This window comes from Citrobacter sp. wls714 (assembly GCF_005281025.1).
Lineage (GTDB): Bacteria > Pseudomonadota > Gammaproteobacteria > Enterobacterales > Enterobacteriaceae > Citrobacter > Citrobacter werkmanii.
Window position 1 is genome coordinate 37,015 of record NZ_SZWZ01000032.1, and the last position, 20,454, is coordinate 57,468.

Consider the following 20,454-nt stretch of genomic DNA (forward strand, 5'->3'; position numbering starts at 1 on the left):
GAATTATGAAGAACTATACCTGAACTGTGATTATTAAGGAAGCAACTTACCAGGAATAATCCGTAATAAAGCTAAAGCGCACGTAAAAATAAGCCCTCAGAAATAAACCTGAGGGCGGTTATATTTATCAAAACCTTTCGAGCATCAATCCGGCCCGTAAACCACAGGCCACGTTTGGGTTCGGAAAAAGAACGTATTCAACGTCATGGGTGACGATAAAACGTTCATCTCCGTCCTGCGCCAGTAACGTTCCCTCGGTAAAAGGGGTAAAGTTGAGCGTCTGGTTATCCATGTGGAGAATAAAATCGTCGCTCCGCCGTGTTATCTGAGAGACCACACGGTAGCGCAGCGGGGAGGTTTCTCCCGTAGACACTCGCTCGCCCCGCAGCAGCTTCGCCATCGCATCTGCAGTGCGTGCAAACTGGGTCAGATCGTTTTGCCCGAACGGCAGCGCTTTACCCAGCTCCAGCGTACAGGCCAGCGCGCCAAAATGTTCAGCGCTAAAATGGGTGAAGGTGCCGCCAGGGGTCTGGTGGAAAACCAATGCCTCCAGCCCCGCATCACCGAGCCAACCCAGAAAATTTTCGTCCCAGGCAACGTTGCGTTGTGGCAACACGCCAAAGCGCAGATGCTGTGAGCCGCGAATCGCGGTGTGAAGATCCAGATGCCAGCGCACAGGCTCTTTCGCGCGCGAGTAAAAATCTTCCAGACACAGCTCAAGCTCATGAGCTCTATGCGTTTCTTCACTCTCGGCAAAACTCTGCCACCGGCCACCAAACATACGGTTCAGGTCGCTATGACAATAACGTTTCCCCGCAGCCAGCGCCTGTGGATTACCGAGAATCACCAGCAGGCGCCATGTTAGCGCCAGCTCACCGTTAAACAGTCTGGTCAGCAATGAATCAAGTATTTCTACCGGCGCGGTTTCATTGCCGTGAATCCCCGCAGAAAGCACCAGCGACTGTTCAACCGACGCAGTTGGTGTCAGTTCCAGCACCCCGCGACCAAGCCATTGCCAGACAAAACCGTGAATTGTGCCCTGCGTTTTCTCCGGTATGCTACCCGCGAGCGTCAGGGCCAGAAAATTATCCATGGCTCGTTCTCTCCTGCTGGAAGGGATAAACAGAGCCGAGATTGAGCAATTGCGTCAGTGAATCCAACGCTTCACGCCCTTCGCGCAACAGCTGCGGATCCGCGAGGTCCGTTGCGATAAGACGATCGCGATAGTAGCGGTCGACCCAGTTATTCAGCGTATTGAACAGCGTGTCGTTCATGATAACCGCCGGATTCACGGCCTGCAGCTCCTGTGGGGTAAGCACCACTCGCAGGCGTAAACAAGCCGGGCCGCCGCCGTTGGACATGCTTTCGCGCAAATCAAAGACCCGCAGGTCATCGATCGGATTGTCATCTGCAAGCAAGCGGCTCAGATATCGCCACACGCCCGCATGCTCCCGACACTCCTGCGGTAAAACCAGCATCATCGAACCGTCGTCACGACTCAGTAATTGGCTGTTAAACAGATAGGTCGTTACCGCATCCTGCACCGACACCTCTGCTGTCGGAACTTCCAGCGCAGTAAAACCAGCCACCTGACGGCGTAGTTGCTCTAACAACGCTTGCTGTCTGACAAACGCCTGCTGATGACAAAACAGCACCTGACGATTCGACACCGCAATCACATCGTTATGAAACACGCCAAGATCGATGACGTCCGGGTTTTGCTGAGCAAAAACAAGCTGATGTGGATTGACCTGATTGAGTCGGGCTACGGCTTCACTGGCTTCACGGGATTGCCTCGCCGGGTAGCGCCTCGGCTGTGACGCGTTCCCCTCTTCACGACCGTAAATAAACAGTTGTACGCCGGGATCGCCATAGTCCCCGCCGAGTCGGTTATGGTTTGCCGCCCCTTCATCACCGAACAACGCAACCTGAGGCAACGCGCCGTGAATCGCAAAGGTACTTTCATCGCGGAAAATCGAGCGTAACAACGCTTCGGTCGTCGGCGCTTCCAGCGAACGGTGGAACTTATTATTCAGATTCGCCACCGTCAGATGCACTTTTCCGTCCAGTGAATCTGCCGAAGGACAGACCGTTGCCGCATTCGCCACCCACATAGGTGATGCGGAGCTGGCGCTGGAGAGCCAGTGCGGCGCCTGACGCGCCACTTTGTCCAGAATCTGCTCATCACTGCCACAAAAGCCCAGCTGACGCAGCGCCGGGATATAGGGACGTTCATGAGGCGGGATCACCGCCTGAGGGAATCCCGCATCCGCCAGCGCTTTCATTTTTAACAACCCCTGCTTCGCCGCCAGACGAGGGTTCGACACCTGAAAACGATGGCTGGTCGAAGCCTCATTACCAAATGACAGTCCCGCATAGTGATGGGTCAGCCCCACCAGACCATCGAAATTTACCTCACGCGCTTTCATCGTTTATCCTCGCGAGAGAAATCCAGACCGGGGCTGAGCGCCGACGGCAAAGTTAAGGCCGGCGATTCCAGGCTCGCCATCGGCCAGGCGCAATAATCGGCGGCATACCACGCGCTGGCGCGATGGTTGCCGGAAGCGCCCACGCCACCAAACGGCGCGGTGCTTGCCGCGCCGGTTAACGGTTTATTCCAGTTAACAATCCCGGCCCGCGCCTCCAGCAGGAGCTGATCAAACTGGCTGCGATCGGGTGAAACCAGCCCGCAAGACAACCCAAAGCGGGTGTTGTTCGCCATACAAATCGCGTCATCAAAGCTATCGTAGCGCCAGACGCCGAGCAGAGGACCAAAAACCTCTTCATCGGGTACGTTTGGCACGTCGGTCAGCTCAATAATACCAGGGGTCAGCAGCGACGTTCCGGCTTTCACCATGCGTGGCGCCAGCAGCGTGTGCCCCCCCAACGACGCCAGACGTTGCCAGGCATCATAAACGTGCTGTGCAGCCTGTTCAGAAATCAGCCCACCTAAAAACGGCTGCGGTTCTGCATCCCAGTGACCCGGCATTAGTCGTTGGCTGACTTCCACCAGACGCGCGAGGAACGCGTCCCCCTGCGCGCCGTTTTTAACCAACAGGCGACGGGCGCAGGTACAACGCTGCCCGGCGGTGACAAATGCGGATTGAATGGTCAGATGTACTGCCGCATCTATATCTTCCAGGTTCTCAATGATCAGCGGGTTGTTGCCGCCCATCTCCAGCGCAAGGATTTTTTCCGGCTGGCCGGATAACTGTCGATGCAGCTGATAACCGGTATTGGCACTGCCGGTAAACAGCAGACCATCCAGATCATCCAACGCGCTCAGCGCCTGCCCCGTTTCGCGTCCGCCCTGTACCAGGTTCAGCACGCCCGGCGGCAAGCCCGCCTGCTGCCACAGTTTTGCCACGGCTTCACCGGTCCACGGCGTCAGCTCGCTGGGCTTGAAAATCAACGTGTTGCCTGCCAGCAGAGCCGGAACAATATGGCCATTGGGCAAATGGCCCGGGAAGTTGTACGGGCCAAATACCGCCAGCACGCCGTGCGGTCGATGGCGCAACGTCGCCGCGCCATCCGGTAGTTCACTGTGCTGCTCCCCGGTACGCGCATGGTAAGCTTGCACAGAGATAGCAATTTTATTGATCATCGCCGTCAGTTCCGTGGCAGCTTCCCAGCGCGGTTTGCCGGTTTCCCGGGCGATAATCTGCGTTAACTCGGCTTTATTGCTTTCCAGCAATGAGGCAAATTTTTCAACAATAGCCTGACGTGCGCTAAAGGGGTGTTTAGCCCAACCGGCAAAGGCTGCGCGCGCAGCACGGCACGCCTGCGCCACCTGGGTTGCATCGGCGTCATTGCCCTGCCACAGCACATCACCGCTTACCGGATTCGTTTTCACCCGACGCTCGCCAAGCCCCGTCACCCAGTCGCCGTTTATCCATAATGTCATGCTGTTTTCTCCTCTGCACAAAGACGCACAAAACGTACATGGTCGCCCGCATGACATTTCAGGGCGTCCAGTTGCGCCGCCGTCAGTACCAGACGTTGGGTATCCGGGTCAGCGCGAACCAACATGACGCGGAAGTTTTGATAGTTTTCATTGGCGACCAGACAGGCCGGGTAATCGCCGGTTGCAGGCTGACCTTCCGCCACCTCCACCAGCCTGCTTTTACGAATCGCCCTTACCCGGTCGATATCGCATTCCAGCGTCGGCCCGCCGTCGAAAATGTCGACATAATTGCGGTAGCGAAATCCTTCTTTCTCCAGCACCGCTCGCGCTGGTGCGGTTTGCGGATGTACCTGACCAATTACGCTTTGCGCTTCATCAGACAAGAAATGGGTATAAATAGGATGCTTGGGCATCAGTTCAGCAATAAAGGCTTTTTGTCCGGTGCCGCAGAGAAAATCCGCCCGGCTGAATTCCATGGAGAAAAAGCGTTTGCCGAGGCTTTCCCAGAAGGGGGAGTAACCGTGCTCATCGATTACGCCGCGCATCTCGGCCACGACCTTTTCATTAAACCGGTCACGAAATGCCGCCATAAACATAAAGCGCGACTTAGACAACAAATAGCCGTTGCCCTCTTTACGCCAGTCGGGATCGAGGAACAGAGAGCAAAGCTCGCTGCTACCCGTGTGATCGTTACTCAGAAACAGCGTCGGCAGCGCGTTATATACGTTCAGTTCTTTCGAGGCGTGCACCAGCGTGCCAACCCGGTAGTTGTACCAGGGATCGTTAAGCCCTACCGCCACCTCGATGGCGCAAATCCCTGCCACGGTTCCGCTGGCGCTGTCTTCAAGGACAAAAACATAGCCTTGCTCACTTTTCGGCAACTCACCGCGCCAGGTTTGTAGCGAGCGCTCGATACGCGCCATCAGCGTGGCTTCATTGGCCGGTAACGAGGTCAGCCCACCGCCGGTCTTACCGGCCAGTTGCATCAGCGCGGTGATATCAGCGCGTTCAATAGGACGAATCACCATCATGATGAACCTCCTGCTTTAATGCGTTCGCAGGCCAGCGCAAAGCGATCCAGTCCGCTAGCAACCTCTTCTTCGCTGACGTTTAACGCTGGCGCAAAGCGCACCACGTTAGCGCCGGCGATCAGCACCATCACTCCGGCATTGGCCGCCTCTTGCGAGATGAGTTTCGCTTTCCCGGCAAATTCCGCGTTCAGTACGCAGCCGATCAGCAGGCCGAGCCCACGAATTTCACTAAACAGTCCAAAACGTTCGTTAATGGCGTTAATACGCTCCACAAACCAGTCGTGGCGCTGCTTAACACCGTTGAGCATATCCGGGGTGTTAACAATCTCCAGCAGTTTGCCCGCCACCGCCGTGGCCAGCGGGTTTCCGCCGTATGTTGTACCGTGCGTACCAACCGTCATCACGCTGGCACAGTCTGCCGTCGCCAATAACGCGCCGATGGGGAAACCGCCGCCCAACGCTTTGGCTGTCGTCAGCAGATCTGGCGTAACGCCATAGTGCATATAGGCATACAGTTCGCCGGTACGGCCTACTCCGGTCTGGACTTCGTCAAAAATCAGCAGCGCATTGTGGCGATCGCATAATTCACGCAGCCCCTGTAAGAATTCATTTGTTGCCGGCACGACGCCACCTTCACCCTGCACCGGTTCAACGATGACCGCACAGGTGGTGTCATCAATCAGTTGGCAGGCTGAGTCGAGATCGTTGTAGACGGCATGGCGGATATCCGGCGGCAGCGGCGCGAAATCTTGTGAATAAGCAGGCTGTCCTCCGGCGCTGACGGTGAACAGCGTGCGGCCATGGAAAGCATTTTTAAACGCCACGATGCCGCTCTTCTGGCTGCCAAAACGATCGTGAGCAAATTTACGCGCCAGCTTTAATGCCGCTTCGTTTGCCTCCGCGCCGGAGTTACAGAAGAAAACACGCTCGGCGAAGGTGGCGTCAATCAGCTTTTTCGCCAGACGCAGCACCGGCTCGTTGGTGTAGCCATTTCCTGTGTGCCAGAATTTGCTCGCCTGGTCGTTTAATGCCTCGCGCAAAGCCGGATGGGCGTGCCCCAGCGCGTTAACCGCAATGCCTCCCGCGAAATCGATATACTCTTTACCCTGCTGATCCCACAGACGTGAACCTTCACCACGCACCGGAATAAAAGGAGCCGGAGCGTATACGGGCATCATCCATTCATCAAAATTTTCACGCGTAATTGACAGAGACATAGCGACCTCAACGGTAAATAAAAAGTTATTTATATGTTAATAAATATAGTGTTTGCGGTGTAAATGTAGATTGCAGGGTTCGTGCCAGCCAGCAAAAAAAGTGCATAAACAAAGGTCGGTGACGGAATATCAACAGGTTACAACGTGGCGATATTCACTTTATGCGCATAAAAAGTGAATATGTTCGCGCATCAGGCGACTAAATAGAGGAAAAACCGCAGTTTTATTCAGTTGCCAAATATAATTCTGGAATTGTGATCGTATACGAAATTTATCGGAAATTATTGCTCTGTTCTGACGCGCCTCGCGCCAAAACGGTGCAGTTTTTGCTCCATCGTTAACACCATTGGCAATCATTGTTGGAATCAGGTGACAAGAAGCAGTCAGCCAGCGGAAATTCTGCTACCATCCTTGCACTATTCATCTTGCAAAACGGCAGCGACTATGAAATTTGTCTCTTTTAATATCAACGGCCTGCGTGCCCGTCCTCATCAACTGGCAGCCATTGTCGAAAAACACCAACCGGATGTGATTGGCTTACAGGAGACAAAAGTCCACGACGACATGTTCCCTCTCGAAGAGGTAGCAAAGCTGGGTTACAACGTCTTTTATCATGGTCAGAAAGGTCATTACGGCGTGGCGCTGCTAACGAAAGAAACGCCAATCGCAGTGCGTCGTGGCTTCCCGGACGATGGCGAAGAAGCGCAGCGTCGTATCATCATGGCGGAAATCCCCTCTCCTCTGGGCAGCATTACCGTGATCAACGGCTATTTCCCGCAGGGCGAAAGCCGTGACCACGAAACCAAATTTCCGGCCAAGGCCGCGTTTTACCAGAATCTACAAAACTATCTGGAGACTGAACTGAAACGCGACAATCCGGTATTGATCATGGGCGATATGAACATCAGCCCAACCGATCTCGATATCGGCATTGGCGAGGAAAACCGTAAACGCTGGCTGCGTACCGGTAAATGTTCCTTCCTGCCGGAAGAGCGTGAGTGGATGGAGCGTCTGCTGGGCTGGGGCCTGGTGGATACCTATCGTCATGCTTATCCTGAAAAAAATGACCAGTTCTCGTGGTTTGATTACCGCTCAAAAGGCTTTGATGATAACCGTGGCCTGCGTATCGATCTGCTGTTAGCGAGCAACCCACTGGCGGAGCGCTGCGAAGAAACCGGCATCGACTATGAGATCCGCAGCATGGAAAAACCGTCCGATCATGCGCCGGTATGGGCTAAATTCCGCGTCTGACCTCCTGCGATTTTTCACTCTCCGGGCCTCGCCTGGAGAGTCTGTTTATTCTGTGTAAAATCAATAAATCGACGGTAATACATTGTTGTGTCCGGGAATTTATTATATCTTCGCGCGCACTTTTCGCTGACGAAAACGCTGCGTTACACTCGGTTTTACAGGAGAACCCCCATGAAAAAGAAGTTCGCATAACGCAGAATACCGGCTGCTGATCGTCGCGGTCCTGTTCTGCATTCTGGCGGGAGTTTTCCATTATTTCGGCCTGACCGACCTGATAACCAATTTCCAGCATTTACAAGACGTCATCCGCCAAAGCGGCATGTTCGGCTATACGCTTTATATATTGCTGTTCATCATCGCGGCGCTGTGTCTGATCCCCGGCAGCATTCTGGTGATCGTCGGCGGTGTGCTGTTTGGCCCTGTCACAGGGACGCTTGTCTCGTTAGTGGCGGCAACCGTCGCCTCGGCGCTATCGTTTTTGCTGGCTCGCTGGCTTGGTCGGGATCTACTGCTGAAATACGTTGGGCACACGGCGACGTTTCAAGCAATCGAGAAAGGCATTGCCCATAGCGGATTGGACTTTCTGATCCTCACCCGACTCGTCCCACTGTTCCCCTATAATATTCAAAATTACGCCTATGGACTGACGGCTATTCCGTTCTGGTCATTTACGGTGATATCTGCGGTAACCACCTTGCCCGGCATCTTTATCTATACGCTGATGTCGCACGAACTGGCCAGCGAAGGCATGACTCTGGCATTTATCGGCAAACTCAGCGTTGCGGGCCTGGCGTTATTCATTCTTATTCAGGCGGCAAAAGCCTGGGCCAGATATAAACATATCGATCCGTCGTCCAGCCACGAGTGTGCAGGTAAATGACAAAGCTGAACAAAGCGCGATTAACCCGCTATTACCGGACAGGATTAATAGTTGTGCTGCTGCTCGCGCTGATGGCATGGATGTGGATACCTGGCGTCAGTGATTTTCTCCGGGACAGCCTGGCGGCGTTTACTACGCTGGATCAACACGCTCTCGAGAACTTCATTCGTTCGTATGGGACCCAGGCGGCGGTTGTATCGTTCTTCCTGATGATCTTACAGGCCATCGTAGCGCCGCTTCCCGCCTTTGTGATTACGTTTGCCAATGCCTCGCTGTTTGGCGCGTTTTGGGGCGGCGTACTGTCCTGGAGCAGCGCGATGGTCGGCGCAGCGCTGTGTTTTTTTATTGCCCGCGTTTTGGGTCGCAGTGCGGTGGAAAAGCTGACCGGGAAAACAGTGCTGAACAACATGGACTCTTTTTTCGAACGTTATGGCAAGCACACTATTCTCATCTGTCGCCTGTTGCCTTTTGTGCCCTTCGACCCGGTAAGCTATGCCGCAGGCCTGACCTCGATTCGTTTTCGCCACTTTCTCCTCGCCACCGGCTTCGGTCAGTTACCCGCCACGATTGTCTATTCGTGGGCCGGTAGCCTGTTAACCGGCGGTACATTTTGGTTTGTTACCGGCCTGTTCATCCTGTTTGCCCTGAGCGTGGTGATTGCAGGAGCAAGAAGCCTTTACCTTGAGCGTCAACGGAAGAAAACCTGAGACATACGCCATTTTTAGCAATGGAGATATTATGCGTTACTGCTTATTGTGCCTGAGTTTGCTGCTCTGCCCGCTGGCGGCTTTTTCCCAGGACGCCAGCTGGCAGCAAATCAAAAATGACGCCCGCGGTCAGACGGTATGGTTCAACGCCTGGGGTGGCGATAACGCCGTTAATCAGTATCTCGACTGGGTTAGCGGCGAGATGAAAACGCACTATGCCATTAACCTGAAAATTGTGCGGCTGGCGGATGCCGCCGACGCCGTTAAACGCATCCAGACCGAGGCGGCGTCCGGGCGAACAACCGGCGGATCTGTCGACTTATTGTGGGTAAACGGTGAAAACTTCCGTACATTAAAAGAAGCTGGCCTGCTGCAAACCCAGTGGGCGCAGGCGTTGCCTAACTGGCGCTATGTTGATACCCGGAAACCGGTCAGTGAAGACTTTGCCATCCCCACGGAAGGGGCAGAATCGCCATGGGGCGGCGCACAGCTAACCTTCATTGCCCGGCGCGATCTCACTGCCCAGCCGCCGCAATCCCCGCAGGCGTTACTTGAATTTGCGCAGGCGCATCCTGGCACAGTAACCTACCCGCGCCCACCAGACTTTACCGGAACGGCTTTTCTCGAGCAGTTGTTGATTATGCTCACCACGGAACCGCAAGCATTGAAAGTTGCGCCGGATGCCGCTACATTCGCCAACGTTACCGCTCCGTTATGGCATTATCTTGACGCTCTACACCCTGTACTATGGCGTGAAGGCAAAGATTTTCCGCCCACGCCTGCGCGGATGGATGCGTTACTGAATACCGGTACGCTGCGTTTATCATTGACCTTTAACCCAGCCCACGCGCAGCAAAAAGTGGCCAGCGGCGAATTACCCAAAACCAGCTATAGTTTTGGTTTCTCACAGGGCATGATCGGCAACGTGCATTTTGTCACTATTCCGGCGAATGCCCGCGCCAGCGCCGGAGCCAAAGTCGTGGCAAACTTTCTGCTGTCTCCCGAAGCGCAACTGCGTAAAGCTGACCCTGCTATCTGGGGAGATCCTTCGGTGCTTGATCCGCAAAAACTGCCAGACGAACAGCGTGACGCCCTGCTGACGTATATCCCGCAAGGACTCCCTGCCGTACTGCCAGAACCACATGCAGCCTGGGTAAACGCTCTGGAACAAGAATGGCTACGCCGCTACGGTACGCATTAATTCTGTTGTTGTGGGGCATCATGACGGCAGTTTATCTGCCGCTGGTGCCTGCAACGTTCTCTCTGCTAGCCCCAGCACTTCGCACCACGCACTGGCTGGCGCTCTTTGACGATCCTCAACTCCCGCAGGCGTTGCTGGCAACGCTGGTTTCCGTAAGTCTGGCGGCGTTCGGCGCACTGACCATTGCGCTGTTGGCGATCCTCTTTTTGTGGCCTGGCGCTGGCTGGGCGCGACTGTACTCACGCCTGCCGTTGCTGCTGGCGATCCCGCACGTCGCATTCGCGACCAGCATGCTGTTGATTTTTGCCGAAGGCGGCATGCTCTGGCAGTGGCTGCCTTTTCTCAACTCGCAACCGGACCGCTATGGGATTGGACTTGGCATCACGCTGGCGGTGAAAGAGAGCGCCTTTTTGTTGTGGATCCTCTCAGCCCTGTTGAGTGAAAAACAACTTTCACAGCAGGTTATCGTCCTGGATTCGCTCGGTTACAGCCGTTTGCAATGCCTGAACTGGCTGGTTCTGCCCTCCATCGCCCCTGCGTTAGGCAAAGCCATGCTGGCAGTCGTGGCCTGGTCACTCTCCGTTGTGGATGTGGCCATCGTCCTTGGCCCCGGAAATCCGCCCACGCTTGCCGTGCTGAGCTGGCAATGGCTCAGCCAGGGTGATGCCGAACAGCAGGCCAAAGGTGCACTCTCCAGCCTGCTGCTGGTGTTGTTGCTATTTATCTTCGCGCTGGTGGGCTATCTGTTCTGGCGTGGCTGGCGGAGTATGATTCCGGCAGTAAACGGAATACGCCTGCGTTTTTCGTCCGCTACAATCGCACGCCCGCTGGTACAACTTTTGCCCATCAGCGGAGTGGTATGCGCCCTGGTACTGGCGCTTTGCGCCAACTATTCATCGCTCAACAGCGAGGCGCTTAGCAATAGTCTGCAACTGGGACTCATCTCCAGCGTCCTGGGATTACTGATACTCTTTGCGTGGCTGGAATGGGGACCGCAAACCGGACACCGTTGGGTCTGGCTGCCCATTATCCTGCCCGCGTTGCCGCTGGTCACCGGTCAGTATCTGTTGGCGTTATATACCGGACAAGATGGGCTGATGACGACCATCATCTGGGGCCACCTGCTGTGGGTGATGCCGTGGATGCTGTTTGTGCTCAAACCGGCGTGGCAACGCATTGACCCACGATTGATTCTGATTGCACAAACGCTGGGCTGGGCGCGAGGCCGCATATTTTGGCGGGTAAAATTCCCGCTGCTGTTACGCCCGGCACTGATCGCCTTCGCGGTTGGCTTCTCGGTCAGTATTGCCCAATATATGCCAACCCTGTGGTTAGGAGCCGGACGCTATCCCACCCTGACCACCGAGGCGGTGGCATTAAGCAGCGGCGGCAGCACGGCTATTTTAGCGACACAGGCGCTATGGCAACTTCTGTTACCGCTATCCGTTTTCGTACTGACGGCGTTTTTCGCCGCGTGGCTCGGCCGCTTTCGACAAGGACTCCGTTAATGCTCATCGTTCAAAGCCTTTCAGTGTACCGGGGCGCGATAACGCTACTGAAAGACGTAAATTTCCAGGTTAACAAAAGTGACATTGTCACTATCATGGGGCCTTCCGGTAGTGGTAAGTCTTCGCTGTTTTCGTGGATGGTCGGCGCATTATCCCCTCAGTTTCAGGCTTCAGGCGAACTGTGGCTCAATGAACGGCGCATAGACACGCTGCCCACCGCGCAGCGCCAGATTGGCATCCTGTTCCAGGATGCGTTGCTGTTTGACCATTTCAGCGTTGGGCAGAATTTACTGCTGGCCTTACCCGCCAGTTTGCAAGGATCCGCCAGACGCCATACTGTTGAAAACGCCCTTACGCGCGCGGATCTGGCAGGATTTTATCATCGCGACCCGGCCTCACTCTCCGGCGGCCAACGATCGCGTGTCGCCCTGCTGCGCGCACTGCTGGCTCAGCCTCAGGCGCTGCTGCTCGATGAACCCTTTAGCAGACTGGATGCGTCGCTACGCGATACCTTTCGCCAGTGGGTCTTTACCGAGGTGCGCAAGTTGAATATTCCGGTGGTACAAGTTACGCATGATGCGCAGGATGTCCCGCCAGCAGGCCGTGTATTACAGATGGAAAACTGGGCGTGAATGTGGCGATATGCTGCGTTAACGCAAGGTTTTAACTTAACCGGCGGCACAGAATGTCGTCTTCTTTTTTCAACGTCGGGCTATTCGATGAAACGTGTTTCTCAAATGACCGCGCTGGCACTGGCTTTAGGGCTCGCTTGCGCTCCTTCCTGGGCTGCTGAAACAGCACAGACCCTCACCCTCAACCAGTTACAGCAAAAGCAAGGCGCGGCGATCGATACCCGTCAGAGCGCTTTTTACAACGGCTGGCCGCAATCGCTCAATGGTCCTTCCGGACATGAACCCTCCGCACTGAACCTGTCTGCCGCCTGGCTCGACAAAATGAATGATGAACAACTCAATGCCTGGGTTAAGGCGCATCAGCTGAAAACCGATGCGCCGGTGGCGTTATATGGCAGCGATAGCGAGATACAGGCCGTTAAATCCCGCCTGCAGAAAGTCGGTTTTAGCCATATTTCAACCCTCAGCGACGCCCTTGCGGATCCTGTCCGCCTGCAACGTCTGCCGCACTTCGAACAACTGGTTTACCCGCAGTGGCTGCACGACCTGCAGCAGGGAAAAGACGTGACCGCCAAGCCGTCGGGTGACTGGAAAGTGATTGAAGCCGCCTGGGGAGCGCCGAAGCTGTATCTGCTCAGCCATATCCCCGGTGCGGGCTACATTGATACCAACGAAGTCGAAAGCGAACCGCTATGGAATAAAGTTTCCGACGCGCAGCTTAAAACCATGCTGGCGAAACACGGCATCCGTCACGACACCACGGTGATCCTCTACGGTCGCGACGTCTACGCCGCCGCGCGCGTGGCGCAAATCATGCTGTATGCCGGTGTGAAAGATGTGCGTCTGCTCGACGGCGGGTGGCAAACCTGGTCAGATTCCGGTTTACCGGTGGAACGCGGAACCCCGCCGACGGTGAAAGCGGAGCCTGATTTTGGCGTTGCTATCCCTGCCCAACCACAGCTGATGCTGGATATGGAACAGGCTCGCGGCCTGTTGCATCGCCAGGATGCATCGCTGGTCAGCATCCGCTCGTGGCCTGAGTTTATTGGTACCACCAGCGGCTATAGCTACATCAAGCCAAAAGGTGAGATCGCAGGCGCACGGTGGGGCCACGCGGGGAGTGATTCCACGCATATGGAAGATTTTCATAATCCGGACGGCACCATGCGCAGCGCGGATGATATCGCCGCCATGTGGAAACAGTGGAATATCACGCCAGACCAGCAGGTTTCTTTCTACTGCGGCACCGGCTGGCGTGCTTCAGAAACGTTTATGTATGCTCGTGCGATGGGCTGGAAAAACGTCTCTGTTTACGACGGTGGCTGGTATGAGTGGAGCAGCAATCCGAAAAACCCGGTCGCCAGCGGTGAACGTGGTCCGGACAGCAGCAAGTAAAATGGTCACGATTGCCGGATAAGCTCATCCGGCAACGCAAGACATTACGCCTGACGCTGAACCGATTTCAGCGTCAGATATCCGCTCCAGATCCGGGTAAACGTCGTCATCCAGCACAGCGCGCCAAAGACCCACGCCAGCACGGCAAAATATCCCGGGAACAAACAGCCCAAAACAAACAGCAAAATAGTCTCGGTGCCTTCGGTTAGCCCTCCCAGATAATAAAACGATTTATGCGCGTAGCCTGGGTTATCAATATCGTATTTCGCTGCCAGGGCAGCGAAGGCGAGGAAGCTGCTACCAGTACCCATAAACGCAAACAACAGCCAGCCCCCAGCCAGTGCGTTTTGCGCAGGTGCGGCAAGAATAAAACCAAACGGTACTAAGGCGTAAAACAGAAAATCGAGTGAGATATCGAGAAATCCTCCCGCGTCGGTTAGCCCTCTGCGCCGTGCCAGCGCCCCGTCCAGCCCGTCAAACAAGCGATTAAGCACAATGACCACCAGCGCCGCCAGATACCAGCCTAACGCCAGAAATGGCAGGGCCAACACGCCAATAGCAAAACCGACCAGCGTCAGGCCATCCGGGGTAATCGCTGGTTTATCAATAATGCCCACACCGCGATGCAACAGCGGTTTTAACCGTGGATGAAGATGACGGTCAAGCATGCGGGCGTCCTTTAAAACTGTCGCACAGTCCTTGCGAAGGAATATCGAGGGCGGCATTAAAACGCGCCGAGAGATTTTGAAACGCAATCAGCGCGGTCATTTCAGTAATGACGTCATCGGTAAAATGCTGCTTCATTTGCGTTTTCAGCGCATCGTCAACCTGCGGTGGCGTGGCGGTCACCGCATCCGCATAGGCCAGCGCTATGCGCTCTTCTGCGTTAAACAGCGTTGATTCTTGCCAGTTGGCGACCTGCAAGACTTTATCCAGCGCGCCACAGCGTTCCGCCAGCCGTAAGCTGTTGGCATCAACACAGAAGGCGCAATGACATACCTGAGAAACGCGGGTCATTAACAATGCGCGCATCACCGGCGTTAAGCGCGCCTTTTTACGCTCCAGAAACCCGACAAACAGCGCCACCAGCCAAAACAGAAACGGCATCCGCCCCCACCAGCGCGTGGGATGCAGCACATCGCCATAATGTTTTTTCTGCGTCGCGACGAGCGGTTGCAAACTGGAGGGAATACGCGTTAACGGACTTACCCACGAGTGAGGATCGTTCAACGATGACTCCTGAATACTTTAGATAACTCAAAGATAAATATAGTATGTCATTTTCTGCTGTTAGATCTTGATGAATATGATGAAAACCCTCGACGTGGTCGCCGCTATCATTGAACGTGATGGCAAAATTTTACTGGCTCAGCGTTCGCCGGATGCGGATCAGCCAGGCATGTGGGAATTTGCTGGCGGTAAAGTTGAGTCGGGCGAAAGTCAGCCTCAGGCTCTGGTGCGTGAACTGCGTGAAGAATTAGGCATCGACGCAGCCGTTGGACGCTATATCGCCAGCCATCAACGTGAGGTTTCGGGCCGGCTGATTCATTTACATGCCTGGCATGTACCGTCTTTTCAGGGAGAACTGAATGCGTATGAACACCAGAATATGGTCTGGTGTTCACCCGAAGAGGCGCGGCGTTATCCGCTGGCGCCTGCCGATATCCCGCTGTTAGAAGCCTTTATTCTTTTACGCGCCGCCAGACCAGCGGATTCGTGCTGATCGTTTTATCATCGCGCTGGCACTGAAGCAGTACACCATCCGCTTTAATCACCGCCCCTTCGGAATAGTTTTGATCCTGGTAAATACAGCACTGACTACAGGGCTGCGCTCGCTGCCCGCTGGAACTGAACACTTCCGGCGGCACATTCACCTGCACATCCGGGCGATAAAGCTGATTTGCCAGCGTCGCGCAGGACACCAATACCAACGCTCCTGCCATGATTAAACGGCGCATATTCTTTCCTTTGTGACTGACAGTTATGCTCAGTATAACGGTATAAATCGGCAGAAACTTTAGTCCCTCCCGTCATCGTTTTTGGTTATGACCCACGCCACGATATTAATTTACTTAGCGAGGTTAATTTTTTCTTGCGTCCCGTCACGCTGCTGGTGGTATAGTCAAAAACTGCAAAACACTTAACACAAATATCAAAAATATAACCATATCAATACATAAGAGGTTTTTATATCTATGGATCAGACATGTTCTCTGGAGTCGTTTCTTAACCATGTACAAAAGCGCGACCCAAACCAAACCGAGTTCGAGCAAGCCGTTCGTGAGGTAATGACGACACTGTGGCCCTTCCTTGAGCAAAACCCACGTTATCGCCAAATGTCGCTGCTGGAGCGTCTGGTTGAGCCGGAGCGCGTGATCCAGTTCCGCGTAGTCTGGCTCGACGATCGTAATCAGGTACAGGTTAACCGTGCGTGGCGCGTGCAGTTTAGCTCCGCCATTGGCCCATACAAAGGCGGTATGCGTTTCCACCCTTCCGTAAACCTGTCGATCCTGAAATTCCTCGGCTTCGAGCAGACCTTTAAAAATGCCCTCACCACGCTGCCGATGGGCGGTGGTAAAGGCGGGAGTGACTTCGACCCGAAAGGTAAAAGCGAAGGTGAAGTGATGCGTTTCTGCCAGGCACTGATGACCGAACTGTTCCGCCATTTAGGTCCTGATACCGACGTCCCGGCGGGCGATATCGGCGTGGGTGGTCGTGAAGTCGGCTTTATGGCCGGGATGATGAAAAAACTGTCCAACAACAGCGCCTGCGTGTTTACCGGGAAAGGTCTCTCTTTCGGCGGCAGCCTGATTCGCCCGGAAGCAACCGGCTATGGTCTGGTGTACTTCACCGAAGCGATGCTTAAACGTCATGGCCTCAGCTTTGAAGGCATGCGCGTGGCGGTCTCTGGCTCCGGCAACGTTGCACAATTCGCCATTGAAAAAGCCATGGAATTTGGCGCCCGGGTGGTGACCGCCTCCGACTCCAGCGGCACCGTGGTCGACGAAAGTGGATTTACCAAAGAAAAACTGGCGCGTTTGTGCGCGATCAAAGACAGCCGTGACGGTCGCGTGGCGGATTACGCCCGTGAGTTTGGTCTGACCTATCTGGAAGGCAAACAGCCGTGGTCGGTTCCGGTCGATATCGCCCTGCCGTGCGCCACCCAGAACGAACTTGATGTCGACGCGGCACGCGTACTGATCGCCAACGGCGTGAAAGCTGTCGCCGAAGGGGCAAACATGCCGACCACCATCGAAGCTACCGACCTGTTCCTCGAAGCGGGCGTACTGTTCGCGCCGGGTAAAGCCGCCAACGCCGGTGGCGTAGCGACCTCTGGGCTGGAAATGGCGCAAAACGCCGCACGTCTGGGCTGGAAAGCGGAGAAAGTGGACGCGCGTCTGCACCACATCATGCTGGATATTCACCATGCCTGCGTTGAATACGGCGGCGAAAGCAAACAAACCAACTACGTACGTGGCGCCAACATCGCGGGCTTCGTGAAGGTTGCCGACGCGATGCTGGGCCAGGGTGTGATTTAATATTGTCTCTGTAGAACCGTAGGCCGGATAAGGCACGGGGGCCGCATCCGGCAAAGCCTGATGGTGCTACGCTTATCAGGCCTACAGACCTACACGCCTGCCTCTTCGGATGGCGGGCTTTTTTTTGCCGGGCGTTTACGCGGCGCGCTCTTTTTCTTATCGCCACCACTGCCACCCGGCGCGACAATTCCCCGGAAGCGCCGTACCGGTGTACTGCGCGCCTGATCGATGAGTTGATACAGCGTTCCCACCAGCGGCTGCATGAAATCCTGATAACGACACTGTTTTTCGCTGATTTGGGTCAGAATAGATTCCCAGTGCGCGGTCATATCCGGACGCGTCGCCATTTCCGGCAGCGAGTGAAACAGCGCTTTTCCGGCATCGGTTGAATGGATATAGCGCCCTTTTTTCACCAGGAATCCGCGCTTGAACAGCAGCTCGATAATCCCGGCGCGCGTCGCTTCCGTACCTAATCCATCCGTGGCGCGTAGGATCTTTTTCAGATCTTTATCCTGCACAAAGCGCGCAATCCCGGTCATCGCTGACAGCAGCGTCGCGTCGGTAAAATGGCGTGGCGGCTGAGTCTGACGTTCAACCACTTCGCCTTTTTCGCACAGCAATTCATCATCTTTAGCCACCACCGGCAACGGCGTTCCGTCGTTATCTTCATCGCGCTCTTTGTTGCCAAGCAGCGTGCGCCATCCAGCCTCCGCCAGAAAACGCGCTTTGGCGACAAACTTGCCTTTGGCAATATCCAGCTCAATAACGCACTTACGGAATACCGCATCCGCACAAAACTGCATCAGATACTGACGGGCAATCAGGTTGTAAATTTTCGCTTCGTTGTCATTCAGGTTGATGGACGAACTGCGCGCGGTAGGAATAATGGCATGGTGGGCATCCACTTTTTTATCGTCCCAACAGCGGTTTCGCGTATCGGGATTTACCGCCGGTTGCGGGAGCAGATCCGGCGCATGAACGCTAATCGCGTTCATTACCGCATGACGTCCGGCAAAATGTTCTTCCGGCAGATAACGGCTATCCGAACGTGGATAGGTGATCAGTTTATGGGTTTCATACAGCTTCTGGCAGATATCCAGAACGTTCTGCGCACTCAAGCCAAAGCGTTTCGCCGCTTCAATCTGCAACGCCGACAGCGAAAACGGCAGCGGCGCGGATTCTGATTCCCGTTTATCGTTATAGCTGGTGACGAGCGCCGGCTGGCCGTTAATACGGTTCACCACGTGTTCGGCCAGCGTACGATTCAGCAAGCGCCCCTCTTCGTCCTGATACGGCTCACATGCTTCGCTGGGCTGCCAGATAGCGGTAAACCGCTCGTCGGCGGGCGTCACGATATGCGCTTTCACTTCAAAGAAATCTTTGGCGACAAAGTTTTCAATCTCTTCATCGCGACGCACAACCAGGCCGAGCACCGGCGTCTGTACGCGCCCGACCGAGAGTACCCCTTGATAGCCCGCGTTACGCCCAAGAATGGTGTAAGCGCGGGTCATATTGATGCCGTACAGCCAGTCGGCCCGCGCGCGCGCCAGAGCCGACACGCACAGCGGGATGAACTCACTGTTGGCGCGCAGACGCTCAATAGCCCGTTCGACAGCCTGCGGGTTGAGGTCGTTGATCAGACAACGTTGCACCTGCTGGCGCTTTTCGGGAGCCAGTTGCAGGTAATCCAGCACTTCATCCACCAGCAGTTGTCCTTCACGATCGGGGTCTCCTGCGTGAATAACTTCGCTGGCTTCATGCAAAAAGCGCTTGATAACGTTGAGCTGTTTGGTCACCGAAGGACGCGGCTGCAGTTGCCACTTTTCCGGGACAATCGGCAGATCGACCAGACTCCAGCGCGCATAACGGCTGTCGTAGGCGTCTGGCTGCGCCTGCTCAAGCAGGTGACCAATGCACCAGGTCACCACTTGTCCGTTTCCGCATTCAATAAAACCGTCACCTTTGCGATGCGGCTTTGGCAGCACATCGGCGATAGCGCGCGCCAGACTCGGTTTTTCGGCAATAAACAACCGCATCGAGTTAACGGATCTCAACCATGGCGCGACCGCCACGAGCTTCCACTAACTCACCAATTGCAGTGAGATCGATACCAAACTGCGCCGCTGCCGCTTTCACTTCGGCTTCCGCTTCCGGCGTTACCGCCAGCAGCAAACCACCAGAAGTTTGCGGATCGCAGAGCAGGTCGCGTACCGGCTGCGGCATTTCACCCATCAGGTGTCCGTAGCTGGCAAAGTTACGCTGGGTACCGCCCGGCACTGCGCCCTGCGCGATGTACTCTTCAACGCCTGGAAGCTTAGGAATATCCTGGTAGACAATCTGCGCCTGAACGCCTGCGCCCTGACACATCTCGCTCAGATGTCCCAGCAGACCAAAACCGGTAACGTCGGTCATGGCTTTCACGCCCTCGATATCGGCAAATGCCGCACCGGCAATGTTCATCCGACACATCACTTCAGTCGCCAGCCCAATATGTTCGTCCTTCAGCAGCGATTTTTTCTCTGCGGTAGTCAGAACGCCAATGCCCAAAGGCTTGGTCAGGAACAGTTTACATCCCGCCTCGGCGGTGCTGTTTTTCTTCACGCGTTCAGTCGGCACAACGCCGGTAACCGCAAGGCCGAAGATAGGCTCCGGGGCATCGATAGAGTGACCGCCCGCCAGCGCGATACCCGCCTGACGGCAGGCAAAGCGTCCGCCTTCGGTCACTTCGCGGGCGATTTCCGGCGCCAGCTTATCAAGCGGCCAGCCCAGGATAGCAATTGCCATAATCGGTTTGCCGCCCATAGCAAAAATATCGCTGATGGCGTTGGTGGCGGCGATGCGGCCAAAATCAAACGGATTATCGACAATCGGCATAAAGAAATCGGTGGTGCTGATAACGCTGGTGCCATTACCCAAATCGTAGACAGCGGCGTCATCGCGGGTTTCATTACCCACGAGTAAGTTTGGATCAACAAACTTCGCCTGCTCGCTGTGCAGGATGGTTTCCAGCACTTTAGGGGAAATTTTACAACCGCAACCGGCTCCGTGGCTGTATTGCGTTAAACGAATAGCTTGCTCGCTCATGGACATCTCCTGTCATTGCAATTCGGATATGGTAGCGCTCATTCCATGATGTGGTAAGAGTGACTGTCTGAATTCAGGTGTCTTTGCTCATAATCCAGACAGTTT

The 20,454-nt window shown here is 55.1% G+C and carries 19 protein-coding genes; 9 read left to right on the forward strand and 10 right to left on the reverse strand.

Translation table 11 applies throughout. The annotated features are described in order from the left end of the window. Positions 1-127 precede the first annotated feature (127 nt). The 5 genes from astE to FDX11_RS09255 are packed head-to-tail and all read right to left on the reverse strand — an operon-like array spanning position 128 to position 6,152. Positions 128-1,093: a succinylglutamate desuccinylase gene (gene astE, locus FDX11_RS09235; RefSeq protein WP_137397799.1), complete on the reverse strand. Its 966-nt coding sequence runs from the start codon at positions 1,091-1,093 to the stop codon at positions 128-130. After that, positions 1,086-2,429 (reverse strand): N-succinylarginine dihydrolase, encoded by a 1,344-nt coding sequence (astB, locus tag FDX11_RS09240; protein WP_137360000.1) that lies wholly within the window; start codon positions 2,427-2,429, stop codon positions 1,086-1,088. The genes astE and astB overlap by 8 nt, the downstream gene beginning before the upstream one ends. Beyond that, entirely contained in the window at positions 2,426-3,904 is a 1,479-nt protein-coding gene (gene astD, locus FDX11_RS09245; RefSeq protein WP_137397800.1) for a succinylglutamate-semialdehyde dehydrogenase, read from the reverse strand. The genes astB and astD overlap by 4 nt, the downstream gene beginning before the upstream one ends. Next, complete coding sequence (astA, locus tag FDX11_RS09250; RefSeq protein ID WP_079224490.1) at positions 3,901-4,935, reverse strand: arginine N-succinyltransferase; 1,035 nt, start codon at positions 4,933-4,935, stop codon at positions 3,901-3,903. Before astA ends, astD begins: the two co-directional genes overlap by 4 nt. Next, on the reverse strand, positions 4,932-6,152 hold the full coding sequence (locus FDX11_RS09255; protein WP_137365598.1) for an aspartate aminotransferase family protein: 1,221 nt from the start codon (positions 6,150-6,152) through the stop codon (positions 4,932-4,934). Before FDX11_RS09255 ends, astA begins: the two co-directional genes overlap by 4 nt. Before the next feature lie 444 nt (positions 6,153-6,596). Here FDX11_RS09255 and xthA point away from each other — a divergent pair, with 444 nt between their 5' ends. The 7 genes from xthA (at position 6,597) to FDX11_RS09300 (ending at position 13,726) form a co-directional block, all read left to right on the forward strand. Continuing rightward, the gene (gene xthA, locus FDX11_RS09270; protein ID WP_038640136.1) at positions 6,597-7,403 is read left to right on the forward strand and encodes an exodeoxyribonuclease III; all 807 of its coding nucleotides are present in this window, start codon (positions 6,597-6,599) and stop codon (positions 7,401-7,403) included. 223 nt (positions 7,404-7,626) lie between these two features. Then, a complete protein-coding gene (locus tag FDX11_RS09275) occupies positions 7,627-8,283 on the forward strand; it encodes a TVP38/TMEM64 family protein (protein WP_167371266.1) in 657 nt (218 codons plus the stop codon). Next, positions 8,280-8,990 (forward strand): TVP38/TMEM64 family protein, encoded by a 711-nt coding sequence (locus FDX11_RS09280; protein WP_137397801.1) that lies wholly within the window; start codon positions 8,280-8,282, stop codon positions 8,988-8,990. The genes FDX11_RS09275 and FDX11_RS09280 overlap by 4 nt, the downstream gene beginning before the upstream one ends. Before the next feature lie 31 nt (positions 8,991-9,021). Further along, positions 9,022-10,191, forward strand: coding sequence for an ABC transporter substrate-binding protein (locus tag FDX11_RS09285; protein ID WP_137397802.1), 1,170 nt, complete (start codon positions 9,022-9,024; stop codon positions 10,189-10,191). Further along, entirely contained in the window at positions 10,164-11,699 is a 1,536-nt protein-coding gene (locus FDX11_RS09290; protein ID WP_137397803.1) for a thiamine ABC transporter permease, read from the forward strand. The genes FDX11_RS09285 and FDX11_RS09290 overlap by 28 nt, the downstream gene beginning before the upstream one ends. Then, a complete protein-coding gene (locus FDX11_RS09295; protein WP_137397804.1) occupies positions 11,699-12,331 on the forward strand; it encodes an ATP-binding cassette domain-containing protein in 633 nt (210 codons plus the stop codon). The genes FDX11_RS09290 and FDX11_RS09295 overlap by 1 nt, the downstream gene beginning before the upstream one ends. An 87-nt stretch (positions 12,332-12,418) precedes the next feature. Then, positions 12,419-13,726 carry a sulfurtransferase gene (locus tag FDX11_RS09300; RefSeq protein ID WP_137397805.1) on the forward strand — a complete coding sequence of 436 codons (1,308 nt, stop codon included), beginning with the start codon at positions 12,419-12,421 and terminating at the stop codon, positions 13,724-13,726. Between the two features lie 44 nt (positions 13,727-13,770). Here the strand turns inward: FDX11_RS09300 and FDX11_RS09305 are convergent, their stop codons facing one another. Next, positions 13,771-14,394 carry a CDP-alcohol phosphatidyltransferase family protein gene (locus FDX11_RS09305; RefSeq protein WP_079224499.1) on the reverse strand — a complete coding sequence of 208 codons (624 nt, stop codon included), beginning with the start codon at positions 14,392-14,394 and terminating at the stop codon, positions 13,771-13,773. Next, positions 14,387-14,956 carry a carboxymuconolactone decarboxylase family protein gene (locus FDX11_RS09310; RefSeq protein ID WP_137397806.1) on the reverse strand — a complete coding sequence of 190 codons (570 nt, stop codon included), beginning with the start codon at positions 14,954-14,956 and terminating at the stop codon, positions 14,387-14,389. The genes FDX11_RS09305 and FDX11_RS09310 overlap by 8 nt, the downstream gene beginning before the upstream one ends. A gap of 79 nt (positions 14,957-15,035) precedes the next feature. Between FDX11_RS09310 and FDX11_RS09315 the strand changes: the two genes are divergently transcribed. After that, positions 15,036-15,449 (forward strand): pyrimidine (deoxy)nucleoside triphosphate diphosphatase, encoded by a 414-nt coding sequence (locus FDX11_RS09315; protein ID WP_170975600.1) that lies wholly within the window; start codon positions 15,036-15,038, stop codon positions 15,447-15,449. Here FDX11_RS09315 and FDX11_RS09320 read toward each other — a convergent pair. Further along, positions 15,409-15,669 carry a YnjH family protein gene (locus FDX11_RS09320; protein WP_170973592.1) on the reverse strand — a complete coding sequence of 87 codons (261 nt, stop codon included), beginning with the start codon at positions 15,667-15,669 and terminating at the stop codon, positions 15,409-15,411. The genes FDX11_RS09315 and FDX11_RS09320 overlap by 41 nt on opposite strands. A gap of 252 nt (positions 15,670-15,921) precedes the next feature. On the opposite strand from FDX11_RS09320, the gene gdhA reads away from it, so the two are divergent. Further along, positions 15,922-17,265, forward strand: a complete 1,344-nt coding sequence (gdhA, locus tag FDX11_RS09325) for an NADP-specific glutamate dehydrogenase (protein ID WP_137397808.1) — start codon at positions 15,922-15,924, stop codon at positions 17,263-17,265. A gap of 89 nt (positions 17,266-17,354) precedes the next feature. Here gdhA and topB read toward each other — a convergent pair whose 3' ends face one another. Next, positions 17,355-19,301 (reverse strand): DNA topoisomerase III, encoded by a 1,947-nt coding sequence (gene topB, locus FDX11_RS09330; protein WP_061381470.1) that lies wholly within the window; start codon positions 19,299-19,301, stop codon positions 17,355-17,357. A 4-nt stretch (positions 19,302-19,305) separates the two neighbouring features. Beyond that, positions 19,306-20,349, reverse strand: a complete 1,044-nt coding sequence (gene selD, locus FDX11_RS09335) for a selenide, water dikinase SelD (protein WP_061381471.1) — start codon at positions 20,347-20,349, stop codon at positions 19,306-19,308. Positions 20,350-20,454 lie beyond the last annotated feature (105 nt).

What these genes read in the sequence shown, in the direction of transcription:
- FDX11_RS09290 (WP_137397803.1), top strand. Translation starts at nt 10,164, where the DNA reads ATGGCTACGCCGCTACGGTACGCATTAATTCTGTTGTTGTGGGGCATC.
- xthA (WP_038640136.1), top strand. Translation starts at nt 6,597, where the DNA reads ATGAAATTTGTCTCTTTTAATATCAACGGCCTGCGTGCCCGTCCTCAT.
- selD (WP_061381471.1), bottom strand. Translation starts at nt 20,349, where the DNA reads ATGAGCGAGCAAGCTATTCGTTTAACGCAATACAGCCACGGAGCCGGT.
- FDX11_RS09315 (WP_170975600.1), top strand. Translation starts at nt 15,036, where the DNA reads ATGAAAACCCTCGACGTGGTCGCCGCTATCATTGAACGTGATGGCAAA.
- FDX11_RS09300 (WP_137397805.1), top strand. Translation starts at nt 12,419, where the DNA reads ATGAAACGTGTTTCTCAAATGACCGCGCTGGCACTGGCTTTAGGGCTC.
- FDX11_RS09285 (WP_137397802.1), top strand. Translation starts at nt 9,022, where the DNA reads ATGCGTTACTGCTTATTGTGCCTGAGTTTGCTGCTCTGCCCGCTGGCG.
- FDX11_RS09305 (WP_079224499.1), bottom strand. Translation starts at nt 14,394, where the DNA reads ATGCTTGACCGTCATCTTCATCCACGGTTAAAACCGCTGTTGCATCGC.
- FDX11_RS09320 (WP_170973592.1), bottom strand. Translation starts at nt 15,669, where the DNA reads ATGGCAGGAGCGTTGGTATTGGTGTCCTGCGCGACGCTGGCAAATCAG.
- topB (WP_061381470.1), bottom strand. Translation starts at nt 19,301, where the DNA reads ATGCGGTTGTTTATTGCCGAAAAACCGAGTCTGGCGCGCGCTATCGCC.
- astE (WP_137397799.1), bottom strand. Translation starts at nt 1,093, where the DNA reads ATGGATAATTTTCTGGCCCTGACGCTCGCGGGTAGCATACCGGAGAAA.
- astA (WP_079224490.1), bottom strand. Translation starts at nt 4,935, where the DNA reads ATGATGGTGATTCGTCCTATTGAACGCGCTGATATCACCGCGCTGATG.
- FDX11_RS09280 (WP_137397801.1), top strand. Translation starts at nt 8,280, where the DNA reads ATGACAAAGCTGAACAAAGCGCGATTAACCCGCTATTACCGGACAGGA.
- gdhA (WP_137397808.1), top strand. Translation starts at nt 15,922, where the DNA reads ATGGATCAGACATGTTCTCTGGAGTCGTTTCTTAACCATGTACAAAAG.
- astB (WP_137360000.1), bottom strand. Translation starts at nt 2,429, where the DNA reads ATGAAAGCGCGTGAGGTAAATTTCGATGGTCTGGTGGGGCTGACCCAT.
- FDX11_RS09255 (WP_137365598.1), bottom strand. Translation starts at nt 6,152, where the DNA reads ATGTCTCTGTCAATTACGCGTGAAAATTTTGATGAATGGATGATGCCC.
- astD (WP_137397800.1), bottom strand. Translation starts at nt 3,904, where the DNA reads ATGACATTATGGATAAACGGCGACTGGGTGACGGGGCTTGGCGAGCGT.
- FDX11_RS09295 (WP_137397804.1), top strand. Translation starts at nt 11,699, where the DNA reads ATGCTCATCGTTCAAAGCCTTTCAGTGTACCGGGGCGCGATAACGCTA.